General features: G+C 49.3%; 10 protein-coding genes. 8 read left to right on the top strand and 2 right to left on the bottom strand.

All coding sequences use genetic code 11. The features are described 5' to 3' along the window. Nucleotides 1-202: 202 nt before the first annotated feature. The gene (locus tag H6F52_RS06985; protein WP_190413358.1) at nt 203-637 is read right to left on the bottom strand and encodes an SRPBCC domain-containing protein; all 435 of its coding nucleotides are present in this window, start codon (nt 635-637) and stop codon (nt 203-205) included. A 152-nt stretch (nt 638-789) separates the two neighbouring features. Here H6F52_RS06985 and H6F52_RS06990 point away from each other — a divergent pair, with 152 nt between their 5' ends. Both H6F52_RS06990 and H6F52_RS06995 read left to right on the top strand, forming a co-directional pair. Continuing rightward, nucleotides 790-2181, top strand: coding sequence for a malic enzyme-like NAD(P)-binding protein (locus H6F52_RS06990; RefSeq protein ID WP_190533126.1), 1392 nt, complete (start codon nt 790-792; stop codon nt 2179-2181). A gap of 178 nt (nt 2182-2359) precedes the next feature. After that, complete coding sequence (locus H6F52_RS06995) at nt 2360-3250, top strand: hypothetical protein (protein WP_190435590.1); 891 nt, start codon at nt 2360-2362, stop codon at nt 3248-3250. Nucleotides 3251-3413: 163 nt separating this feature from the next. Here the strand turns inward: H6F52_RS06995 and H6F52_RS07000 are convergent, their stop codons facing one another. Continuing rightward, nucleotides 3414-4115 carry a peptidoglycan-binding protein gene (locus H6F52_RS07000; RefSeq protein WP_190533129.1) on the bottom strand — a complete coding sequence of 234 codons (702 nt, stop codon included), beginning with the start codon at nt 4113-4115 and terminating at the stop codon, nt 3414-3416. 384 nt (nt 4116-4499) lie between these two features. Here H6F52_RS07000 and H6F52_RS07005 point away from each other — a divergent pair, with 384 nt between their 5' ends. The 6 genes from H6F52_RS07005 to infB all read left to right on the top strand — a co-directional run bounded on the left by H6F52_RS07005 (nt 4500) and on the right by infB (nt 12172). Then, nucleotides 4500-5915, top strand: coding sequence for a hypothetical protein (locus tag H6F52_RS07005; RefSeq protein ID WP_190533132.1), 1416 nt, complete (start codon nt 4500-4502; stop codon nt 5913-5915). A gap of 290 nt (nt 5916-6205) precedes the next feature. Next, nucleotides 6206-6424, top strand: coding sequence for a hypothetical protein (locus H6F52_RS07010; RefSeq protein WP_190533133.1), 219 nt, complete (start codon nt 6206-6208; stop codon nt 6422-6424). A gap of 107 nt (nt 6425-6531) precedes the next feature. Further along, nucleotides 6532-6993 carry a ribosome maturation factor RimP gene (gene rimP, locus H6F52_RS07015; RefSeq protein ID WP_190413346.1) on the top strand — a complete coding sequence of 154 codons (462 nt, stop codon included), beginning with the start codon at nt 6532-6534 and terminating at the stop codon, nt 6991-6993. Between the two features lie 118 nt (nt 6994-7111). Next, complete coding sequence (gene nusA / locus H6F52_RS07020) at nt 7112-8440, top strand: transcription termination factor NusA (RefSeq protein WP_190529947.1); 1329 nt, start codon at nt 7112-7114, stop codon at nt 8438-8440. Nucleotides 8441-8489: 49 nt separating this feature from the next. After that, entirely contained in the window at nt 8490-8834 is a 345-nt protein-coding gene (locus tag H6F52_RS07025) for a YlxR family protein (protein ID WP_190533136.1), read from the top strand. Between the two features lie 275 nt (nt 8835-9109). Further along, nucleotides 9110-12172: a translation initiation factor IF-2 gene (gene infB, locus H6F52_RS07030; RefSeq protein ID WP_190413340.1), complete on the top strand. Its 3063-nt coding sequence runs from the start codon at nt 9110-9112 to the stop codon at nt 12170-12172. Nucleotides 12173-12275: the final 103 nt, after the last annotated feature.

The following is a 12275-nucleotide window of genomic DNA, read 5'->3' on the forward strand; positions in this document are numbered from 1 at the left end:
CTTAAAACAATCTTATTCGGCAGCAACTTATAGAAAAGGGCTGGTAACAGTTTTTGTAACCGAATTTCCTTAGCGGGTAGCAGTCGCGGCTATATAGACAAAACCCAGATGGTGCGCGGGTTTTAATTTCATCAGTCCGCAACGGGAGACTGAGTTTATATAGCCGCGATTTTTAATTGCCAAGGCAAGGTGTTCCCAGAATTTACATCCGTTCCACATAACGCTTCAACTCCCGCGCCATCCGCTTGATGCCTTGCTGCTCATCATCCCGAATGAAGGGCATAAATACACGAGTCAGCACCCCTGAGAACGTGTTGCGGTGGAAGTATTTAGTCCGTCCAATACCAATCTCTTGCAACTCAAAGACATACTCATTCTTAAAGCCAGGAATCGAGGAAACCCAAGCGAGGCATAGTCCAGACTGCACTCTAGTAATCAACGGCTGAAACTCTGTTTCCTCCTCACCCGGTACGCGCCGCACAGAGAGTAAAACTTCTTCCCCCTGCTTAAATGGCACCGTTGGGTCGAGGTCAAATAAAAAAGTGTTCCACTTGTACCACTTTTCTTTTTTCAACAGAACCTGCCAAACTTCCTGCTTAGGAGCATTAATTTCAATTTCGGTATAGAGACTCGCCATTATCGCGGCAGCTAATCCGGTAGTGTAACTGGGTACAATTGGAAACTTGCAGCTCCTTTAGGCTAGGAGCGAACAATTTTGGATTTTGGAGGAAAGGATTTTAGATTCCCAATCCAAAATCTATCATCTTAAATCTAAAATCCTTAGTCAGCATGGTCAACCTAACACCCAACTCTAGCTTCAGTTTAACGATTCGCCTCCAGATTCCCAATCGCACTGGGATGTTAGCAAGCATCACCACCGCGATCGCTAGTGTCGGCGGTAACATCGGTCAAATTAGTTTAATCGAGCGGACTCGCAATATCGTGGTGCGAGAAATCACCGTCGATGCTGCCAGCACGGAACACACCGAACAAATTGTGCAAGCCGTGAAAGGATTGCCAGATGTCAAGGTAATCGATGTCTACGATTGCACCTTTAACTTGCACCGCGGCGGCAAAATCGCGATGCAGAGTAAGATTCCGCTGAAAAGTCAAGCCGATTTAGCAATGGCTTACACTCCCGGCGTCGGTCGCATCTGTATGGCGATCGCATCTGACCCCGAACAGGTTCACACTCTCACGATTAAACAAAACACGGTTGCGATTGTTACCGATGGTAGCGCCGTACTGGGATTGGGCAACTTGGGCGCAGCCGCATCGTTGCCGGTAATGGAAGGCAAAGCGATGTTGTTTAAAGAATTTGCCGGGATTGATGCCTTTCCGATTTGCCTGGATACCCAAGACACGGATGAAATTATCCGCACGGTAAAAAATCTTGCCCCAGTCTTTGGCGGCGTTAACTTGGAAGATATTGCTGCCCCCCGTTGTTTTGAGATTGAAGCGCGACTGCGGCAGGAACTCGATATTCCGGTGTTTCACGACGATCAACATGGCACCGCAATTGTTAGCCTTGCCGCATTGATTAACGCCCTCAAATTAGTGAAAAAATCCTTAGCGGATGTCCGAATTGTGATCAATGGGGCGGGTGCTGCTGGGGTAGCGATCGCTCGGTTGCTCAAGAAAGCGGGCGCACAATCCATCTGGATGTGCGATTCCAAAGGAATTCTCTCCAGCCAACGTACCGACCTCACCCCGGAAAAGCAAGAATTTGCTGTCGAAGCCAGCGGTAACTTGGCAGATGCCATGCAGCAAGCTGATGTCTTCTTAGGCGTCAGTGCGCCTGGAGTTGTAACGCCGGAAATGGTGCGTTCGATGGCAAAAGATCCGATTGTCTTTGCAATGGCGAATCCTATTCCTGAAATTCAGCCGGAATTAGTCACAGAAGATGTCGCGGTCATGGCAACCGGACGCAGCGACTACCCGAATCAAATTAACAATGTGCTCGCCTTCCCTGGCGTTTTTCGCGGGGCGCTCGATTGTCGTGCACAGACCATTACCACCACGATGTATCTAGAAGCCGCTTACGCGATCGCTTCTTTAGTCAAACCCTCCGACCTCGACCGGGAAAACATCATTCCCTCCGTGTTCGACCCGCGCGTTGTCAATGCCGTCGCCGGTGCCGTGCAAGCCGCCGCCCGTCAAGAAGGCATCGCCCGCCATTAAGCGAGAAAAGCAGCTGGTTCCAGGCGCAATCGTATCGCGTCTGGAACCGGAAAGTGGGGAAGCGACCAACAATCGACTCCCCATTTTCATCTTTGAAATAGTTTGCTCTACAGATAGAGTTTCAATTTTCTAGATATTGGAAGAATAAGGGGGAATACTGCGTTCTTGCTAGGGAATAATGAGCTTTAGTTTCTTTGACCTCTTCTGGGTATTTCTGGCTGTCAGCTCGATCTTGCCCGCCTTCCAACAACGCCGCTTGGCTTTTCAGCGAGTGCAAGCCTTGCGGAATTTTGAGCGATCGCGCAATAGTCGAGTGATTTTGCTAATTCACCGGCAAGAATCGATTAGTTTCTTAGGAATTCCCATCTCGCGCTACATTAGCATTGAAGATTCAGAACAGGTGCTACGGGCAATTCGCCTCACACCTCCCGAAGTTCCCATCGATCTAATCTTGCATACCCCAGGTGGTTTGGTGCTAGCAACCGAGCAGATTGCTAGAGCGTTAATTCGCCACCCTTCCAAAGTCACCGTGTTTGTACCCCACTACGCCATGAGTGGTGGCACCATGTTAGCTTTAGCATCTGATGAAATCGTCATGGATGCCAACGCTGTCTTAGGTCCAGTCGATCCCCAGTTGGGAAATATGGCAGCGGCGAGTGTCCTCAAAGTCATCGAACAGAAGCCAATTAGCGAAATCGACGACAACACGATCATCATGGCAGACCTCTCGCGCAAAGCGATGGATCAGGTGCAGCGCTTTGTCCGAACCCTCTTGAAAGACAATATTCCCCAACCGAAAATTGCTCCCGAAAACATCGAACGGATTGTGGACGCGATCACTACAGGGCGCGTCACCCATGACTATCCGATTACAGTCGAGGAAGCTACAGAACTCGGTATGCCGATCACGGTAGGGCTGCCGATGTCAATCTATAACTTGATGGATTTCTATCCGCAGCCCCAAGGAGGACGTCCAAGTGTGCAGTACATTCCCATGCCCTACGAACGTCCCCCAATTTTACCCCCAGCGCCAAAGGGCAGACCGATCCCAGAGAATGCAAAGTCTTAAGCTGCCCTGAGATTGAATTTTCCCAGAAGTTGAGTCTGGATAATTGTCAGTAGTGAGCAGTCATTAACCGTTTAAATAATGACTGCTCACTAGCGATCCATTATCTATTCCCAACTCAGCGCGATCGCTATGCGATTTAGACCCACAGCACCTTAAAAATTTATCAGCTTGAAGGCGATGGACTTGGGCTGGGAGCCGGGGATGGACTTGGACTCAGCGTTGGTCTTGGCGATGGGCTAGGACTAGGACTTGGTCTTGGGGATGGCGATGGACTCGGACTCGGCGTTGGGGTGGCGCGGGGGGTTGGCGCGGGACTCGGTGTTGGCGATGGCGCTAGTGTTGGTTCTGGCGCTGATTGGGGTGTTGGTGTTGTCGCTGGCGCTGGCGATTGCTGTTCAAATCCGAGGATTCTTCTTGCTTCTTGGTCGAGTCTCTGACGAACTGGTAACGTAGCAATGCCAGTTACCGGCAAATTAAATTGTCTCTGAAACTGCCTGATAGCATCTTCAGTGCGCGGACCATAAAACTGGTTACGGGGAAGGGGCGGATTTGGCTTAACGACAAGATTCAAGTTTGCCTGAAGAATTCTAACGATATTTGCGGCATAATCCTGTGTCTTCGGCCCCGCTGTAGCATCAACAGGTGTTAGCTTATATCCCTGCTGAAACTCGCGGATAGCCCTTATCGTGGCTTCATCCGTCAGAGTATCTCCAATCGTGACGTTATACCCAAAGCCGCGCAACAGGGAGCGAAATTCCCTTGGCGTGTAATCGCGGCTGCGTTCGGCTATAGCTACTTGATAACTAACTAAGCTGGCGGTTATGGTTATCACCGCAGCTAAAGGCATTCCAAACCTATTCCACATAGCTCAATCTCCTCACTCACTCACTGATTAAGCGCGATAGCGATTTGAACAGTTACAGTTTAAGCTGAATTGGGCATTCTACCGTTTATTTTTCCCAAGCGATCGCTACAACCGCCAATTGCGATCGCGTCGCGTGCGCTACCGGGTTCGACCTTTCAGCGTGCTGATATCCAATAGAATCCTTCTATTTTGAAGGCAACATCAGCAATTGGTGAACAATTAGTGGTATCAAATATGACTGAAGCTTCAGAGGGTCTGTCAAGCTGATAATTGGTAATTGAAAATTGTGATGGATGCTAGCTAGGTAGTAGGTAGCAGCTTTTTCGCCATTCCCTTTTTTTCCATTACCGATTCCCGATTACCAATTACCTCATCTTCCTTTCCATGTCACCTCAAAAATTGGCAAAGACTCCCCAATCCCGCCGGAACTTGTGGTTTGAACGTGTGATGGCACTTTTGGCAGTGGCTAACTTGGGCTTAGTGCTGTTCGACTTAACTTACATTCCGCTGCGCGATTTCTACCTGCGGGAATTTCGCAGCATTACCCGAATCTATGACCCCATCAAAGGTATTGAACCCCATCGAGAAACCCAGCAGTACCTAGAGACAGTAGAAAAACTCAAAGCACAGCTGCAACAGACAGAAGGATTGCAGTCGCCAGAGGTGGCAACTTTACTGGAGGAACTGCGCCAACAAAGTGTGGAAATGATTGAGACAAACCCGTTTGCAGAGGCGAATAAGACAGGGACTCTGGAAAAAATCAAAAATCGGATGCGTCAGCGCGTTGGCAATGTCTCTGCCAAACAATCTTTTAGCACCTTTTGGAGTCTGCCTTATTTATCCCAAGCTGGCGTGGAAAAAGAAATTACCTTTTATAACCAAGAAATTCAGCCTTTGATGGCAAGAAATTATTTTCGCCCAGTTGGGGAAACAGGTAATTTCGTTGACTACTTCTGGAAAATCGATCTCTGGTTTATCATTCCCTTTGGCATTGAGTTTCTGCTTCGTACCTACTATATCCACCGACGTCACCATAGTCTCACTTGGCTCGAAGCAATGATGTGGCGCTGGTATGATATTTTCTTGCTGCTACCTTTTTGGCGGTGGCTGCGCGTCATTTCAGTTTTCATGCGCCTACACCAAGCACAATTATTAAACTTAGAATCAATACGAGTGCAAATTAACCGAGGATTTGCGGCAAACTTTGCAGAAGAATTGGCAGAAGTCATTGTGATCCGGGTAATCAACCAGCTACAAGGGTCGATTCGTGGCGGAGAACTGACTCGGTGGTTATCAGGACGGGAGGCTCGTCCTTATGTTGACATTAACAATGTTAATGAAGTAGAAGCGATCGCTACCTTATTGATGAAAGTAACTGTCAATCAAGTGTTACCAAAAATTCAGCCAGATTTAGAGGCAATTCTACAGCACAACATTGAAAAAATTCTCAGCCAATCTCCCCTCTATCGGGGACTCCAACAAGTACCTGGAGTGGGTACTATCCCCACACAGATAACTGAAAAACTGGTCAAAGAAATCTCACTTGCAGCCTACAACACCCTCACCGCCTCTCTGGAAGACGATCCGGTTGGCGCAGAACTTTCCAAACAGCTGATAGAACACTTCACTGAAGCCTTAGGATCGGAGGTGCAAAGACAGCAGACTGCTCAGAAAATTCAATCTTTACTTTTCGATATGTTGGAGGAAATGAAACTCAACTACGTCCAACGCTTGTCCGAGCAAGATTTGGAGCAAGTGTTAGAAGAAACACGGGCGATCCGTCAGATTGTCAAGCAATAATTTGAATTTGTATGTCAATTGCTGATATCCATCTCTAACTTGAACTCCTTATTTAGGATTCAAATTTAGTCTTGGCTTGTGCTAGGACAAGACCGAGACTGTTGAGCTTGGATACGAAGATGTTTGAACAGTAGTATTGGCATCTTGAAAGAGTTATTTATTGAGTAAACTACCTGCCACAAATTCTGATAAATTGTCGCGAAAGCGCCAAATTCCCGATAGATAAGGAGTGTCATAACCAACTTCTTAGACATTTTCTACCAATCTCAATTCCTAGCATTCTTTCCTAGATGTTTCTAGAGAGTTTATTATCGCGATCGCGCCGCCACCCAGAAGAAAAGTTGTTCTTCTACAGAGTCTTCATCCCGCGCTTGCACGCGCCTACGTTAATAATCCTCAGTCCAATTTTCCTAGCCCTTCAGGCACCGAGCATCGGTGCCTATCTCTTTTTTCTTATCTTCCCTCAGCGCTCGGTTGACGACTCGCCACTGGCATACCGCTTGAGTTAAACTCAAAGTTAGGAAGGCGAATCCATCAGGATTCGTCCAGAGACTTCTTGGAATATAGTGTTCGCAGGAAGTGGGGCAGCACCCACTTTTTTTATTGGAGTTTTCCAATGACTCATCCCCTGATTCCACAAATTATTGATTTAGCAGCGCCAGTGGCAGAAGCCCTGGACTTGGAAGTAGTCGGGGCGGTTTTTCACACCAACCAACGCCCACCCGTGCTACGCGTGGACATCCGGAATTGCAACGCTGACACAGGGCTGGATGACTGCGAACGAATGAGTCGGGCATTGGAGGCTGCTTTGGATGCAGCGGATTTCATTCCTGATGCCTATGTCCTGGAAATTTCTAGTCCCGGTATTTCGCGTCAGTTGACGACAGATCGGGAATTCATCTCCTTCAAGGGATTTCCCGTAATTGTCACCACATCCGAACCCTACGAAGGTCAGCAAGAGTGGACGGGGCAACTGATTCGTCGGGATGAAGAGGGTGTTTACCTCAACCAGAAAGGTCGAGCGATCGCCATTCCCCGCCAAATGGTCAGCCGAGTGCAGCTGGATGAAAAACGGTAATTGAGCTGTCAGCTTAGTAGTTAGTTGTCAGTGGTTCGCAAGGAAGTTGCCTCTTGACCACTGACCGATTACCAATTACCAGTTACCAATTACCAATAGCAATTAGCGAGGTTTTTTTATGTCAATGGTTAGTCTACGCGGACTTAAAGAGCTAATCGATAAAATTAGTGTAGAGCGCAATTTACCCAAAAGTGCCGTACAAGCAGCCCTACGAGAAGCTTTATTGAAAGGATACGAGCGATATCGTCGTACCCAGAACCTCGACAAGCATCATTTTGATGAAGAGTACTTTCAAAACTTTGAAGTCGAACTCGACCTAGAACAAGAAGGAGAAGAAGGCTTCCGCGTTTTGGCGACCAAGACCATCGTTGAAAAGGTGAGTAGTGGCGATCATGAAATTGGTCTAGAAGAAGTGCAGAAAGTCGCGCCTGAAGCAGCGATTGGCGACACGGTGGTTTTAGATGTGACCCCCGATCAAACTGAGTTCGGTCGCATGGCAGCAATTCAGACCAAGCAAGTGCTATCGCAAAAACTGCGAGATCAGCAGCGCAAACTCGTCGCAGAAGAGTTCCAAGAACTGGAAGGAACCGTTTTGCAGGCGCGGGTACTGAGATTTGAGCGGCAATCCGTGATTCTAGCTGTCAGTAGTGGGTTTAGTCAGCCAGAAGTAGAAGCCGACTTACCGAAACGGGAACAGCTACCCAACGATAATTACCGTGCCAATGCAACCTTCAAGGTATTTCTCAAAAAAGTACGCGAAGGCCCAGCGCGGGGGCCACAATTGCTAGTGTCTAGAGCTGCCGCAGGTTTAGTCGTTTATCTCTTTGCCAACGAAGTCCCAGAGATTGAGGATGAAGTGGTGCGGATTGTGGCAGTGGCGCGGGAAGCAAATCCTCCGTCTCGTCACGTTGGCCCGCGGACTAAAATCGCGGTCGATACCCTGGAGCGCGATGTAGACCCAGTGGGAGCTTGTATTGGTGCTAGAGGATCGCGGATTCAAGTGGTAGTGAATGAATTACGCGGCGAAAAAATTGATGTAATTCGTTGGTCGCCCGACCCATCTACTTATATTTCCAATGCTCTGTCGCCCGCACGAGTGGATGAGGTACGTCTGATTAACCCAGATGCTCGTCAGGCTCATGTTTTGGTAGCGGAGGATCAATTAAGTTTGGCGATTGGTAAAGAAGGCCAGAATGTCCGGCTAGCAGCCCGCCTGACTGGTTGGAAAATAGATATTAAAGATATTGCCAAGTACGATTACGAAGCGGAATCTCGGAATATGGCAGCGATCGCAGCCGCTCGGCAAGCCCAAGAAGAAGCTGAATATGACGAAGCCGACGATGAACTCGAAGAACTGGAAAGACCGGCAGCAGTTTCTAGCTGGCAGCAGAACGGTGACGATTTTGATGATGTAGATGTAGATGAGGTGGAAACCACGGAAGTTTAGATTTGAGATTAAATCTTCAATCCAAAATCTACACTCCCCATTGCTTGAGATGGAACCAAACTACCGTCGTTGTGTGAGTTGCCGCCAAGTCGCGCCAAAATCGGCGTTTTGGCGAATTGTCAGAGTCTATCCGTCCCAGCAGTTACAATTAGATCGGGGGATGGGGCGATCTGCCTATCTTTGTCCCCAAGAAAGTTGTCTGGTAGCAGCTCAAAAAAAAAATAGGCTGGGCAGAGCGCTCAAAGTACCTGTTCCAGAAGCACTGTACCAAACCCTGTGGCAGCGCCTAGCTACTAAACTTGAAGGCTGCGATCGCTCCTTGCCCAGAAGCGAATCCAGCCCTCAAGAACGTTGCCTCCCATCCGCATCAGACCTAAAACAGCCGTCCGAATGAGATATTGTAGGAAAGAAGCCCAAAAAAAGCGACGTGCCCCAAATTGTAAAGATTTGTGCAAAATTAGAAATAGAAGTGTTTCACTATCCTTAAAGATAGGCAATTCACTTGGTGATAAACAGACTTCCCATAAGTAGCTTGGATATCATTAGTAGAAGTATAGGCAGCAAGTTAAAGCTTCACACCCATTAGGCAGTAAGCAAATGATCAACAAGTTGTCGTTCAAGCAGATGGTTATGGTGTAAAAACTGGTAGGATTCGAGGGGAAAGACTGGATGAACAACGGCAAAGTAAGAATTTACGAGTTATCGCGGGAATTGGATTTGGAGAATAAGGATATTCTAGGAATTTGTGAGCGGCTCAATATTGCAGTCAAGAGCCACAGCAGCACAATAACTGAATCGGAGGCGGAGAGTATTCGCTCGGCGGCAGAAAAACAGGCAGCAGCCCGACCAGCTTCACGTGCGCGGGCTCCAATGGATCAACGTAAAACAGCACCGCCAGCCGCTCAATCGGTGCGACCCCGGCTAGAAAACAAGCCGCAAATTCTGGAGATTCGTCAGCATAAATCTGGGTCTGGTTCTAACGCACCACAACAGCCGGGAGAACAGGTCGCGATTCCTCCCCAACCACCAGTAAGACAGCAGACGCCATCACCCATGAAGCCGACAAGTCTGAATAAACCAGTGCGTCCTAGCCAGCGGGATAATCCTCCTGTAGTAGAAGTAGTAGAAGCAGAAAAACTACAGGTAGACCCAGTAGAGGCTCCTCCTATTCCAGCTCCGAAAGCTGTTGAACCAGCTCCCCATCTGGTTGAACCTCCCATGCGACAAGCAGGGGAGCGTCCTGCGCCAAGTAATGTGGAGCGGCCTGTATTAAAACGTGCCAAGGTAGAAACAGCTACTAGCTCGCCTGTCAGCGCACCCCAAAGAGTAGGACCAGCGAGCGGGGCACCCGAAAGAACTAACGCCTCGGCTCCTCCTGCCCCCGTCAGAACGGAGCGACCTGCCCCCCCGGCTCCACCCCGAGTTCCAGAACTGCACTCGCCTCCCCAAAGGCCGGTGCGACCTTCCATGCCTGTTGGTAGACGCCCAGGCGGTGCTGGTGACACGCAACTAGAACCTGGTTCCAGTCGCTCGAAGCTACTACGGGACGAAAATGATGAAGGTTTGGGAACGCCCGATACTCTGGGAGAAGAGGCAAGAAAACCGAATCCCCCCCGTCTCGTTGGTCCCAATAAGCGAAAACCTGAGTGGGAAGATGAGGAAGAAGAAAACCCAGATAAAGCAGGCAAGGCAGGTGCTAAAGCCAAGCGTCGGGTTCAACCCCTCATTGATGACGACGAAGACTTTGACACGGATTTAGAGGAATTGCCAGCAGCATTACAGGTGAGTCTATCTGTAGCTCGTCCTCCCAAGCAGCAGAAAGCTCGTCCAGCCAGCCCAGTCGTGGTGGCAGCGGAAAGAGAGAAGCGGAAGCCTCAAATGCAGCGCGGCGAAGGGCAAAGCAACGATCGCGATCGCCGTCGAGAACCTGCTGCTAAAGCAGAACGTCCGGAAAATCTGGTGTTAACGGGCAGTATGACCGTTCAAGAACTTGCTACGGCCTTAGCAGTTCAGGAAACAGAGATTATCAAAACTCTGTTCTTTAAAGGCTTTGCGATCAATATCACCCAAACCCTAGATATCCCAACCATCACAATGGTGGCGAAAGAACTGGGCGTAGAAGTGGAGACGCAAGAAGAACAAGCTGCGGCGACAAAAGTAACGGAGATGGTGACAGAGGAAGACCTCGATCACCTGCAACGCCGTCCGCCAGTGGTGACGATTATGGGTCACGTAGACCACGGGAAAACAACTCTGCTCGATTCCATCCGCAAAACCAAGGTAGCGCAGGGAGAAGCTGGGGGAATTACTCAGCACATTGGTGCCTACCATGTGGATGTGGAATATGAAGGAAAAACTCAGCAAGTTGTGTTCCTGGACACTCCCGGTCACGAAGCCTTTACAGCAATGCGGGCGAGGGGAACGCGAGTCACCGACATCGCTATTCTAGTAGTTGCCGCCGATGATGGAGTCCAACCCCAGACAATTGAAGCAATTAGCCACGCGAAAGCCGCTGAGGTGCCAATTGTTGTGGCGATCAACAAAGTTGATAAACCGGATGCCCAGCAAGACCGCGTGAAGCAAGAGTTGACCCAGTACGGTCTGCAACCCGAAGAATGGGGCGGCGATACCATCATGGTTCCCGTGAGCGCCATCAAAGGGGAAAACTTGGATACCCTGCTGGAAATGATTTTGATCCAGGCCGAAGTTTTAGAACTCTCTGCAAACCCAGACCGCGCAGCTAAGGGTACGGTAATTGAAGCCAATCTAGATAAGTCGAGAGGCCCAGTTGCTACCTTGCTGGTGCAGAATGGTACATTGCGAGTCGGTGATGTCCTGGTAGTTGGCTCAGTATTGGGCAAAGTCCGGGCGATGATCGACGACCGGGGAGATCGGGTAACGGCAGCGGCACCATCGTTCGCGGTGGAAGTGTTGGGCTTGAGTGATGTCCCAGCGGCTGGCGATGAGTTTGAGGTCTATCCAAACGAAAAAGAAGGTCGCGCGATCGCAAGTGTCAGAGCCGACGAGCAACGCCAGTCACGCCTGCAACAGGTCATGGCATCGCGCCGAGTCACTTTGAATACCCTCTCAGCTCAAGCGCAGGAAGGCGATCTCAAAGAACTCAACTTGATTCTGAAGGCAGACGTTCAAGGTTCCGTAGAAGCTCTTCTGGGCGCGCTCGGACAGCTGCCACAAAATGAGGTACAAGTTCGGGTGCTGTTAGCGGCTCCTGGAGAAGTCACCGAGACAGACGTTGACTTAGCGGCTGCCAGTGGCGCTGTAATTGTTGGATTTAATACCACCCTTGCTAGTGGTGCGCGGCAAGCAGCGGATCAAGCAGGAGTCGATGTGCGCGAATACAACATCATCTACAAACTGTTAGATGATATTCAAGGCGCAATGGAAGGTCTGCTAGAACCGGAGCAGGTGGAAGAGCCTCTGGGTCAAGTCGAAGTCCGGGCTGTCTTCCCAGTCGGTCGTGGCTCCGTCGCTGGTTGCTATGTGCTGTCGGGTAAAGTGGTTCGTAACTGCCGAGTGCGGGTGCGCCGCAACAGTCAGATAGTTCATGATGGCGTCTTAGATTCCCTCAAGCGGATGAAGGAAGATGCCAAGGAAGTCAATGCTGGATACGAATGCGGCATCGGAGTCGATCGTTTCAATGCCTGGGTAGAAGGCGACATTATCGAAGCTTATCAAATGGTAAGCAAGCGCCGTACTCTCTCGCCAAATTAAGGCAAAACTCAAAAGGCAAAAGTCAAAAGAAAGAAAAAAGGAAATAATCTCCTTTGCCTTTCTTCTGACTTTTGCCTTTTATTTTGCTTTTTGCCTTTTTACT

Source organism: Coleofasciculus sp. FACHB-542 (genome assembly GCF_014695825.1).
Taxonomy (GTDB): Bacteria; Cyanobacteriota; Cyanobacteriia; order Cyanobacteriales; family FACHB-T130; genus FACHB-T130.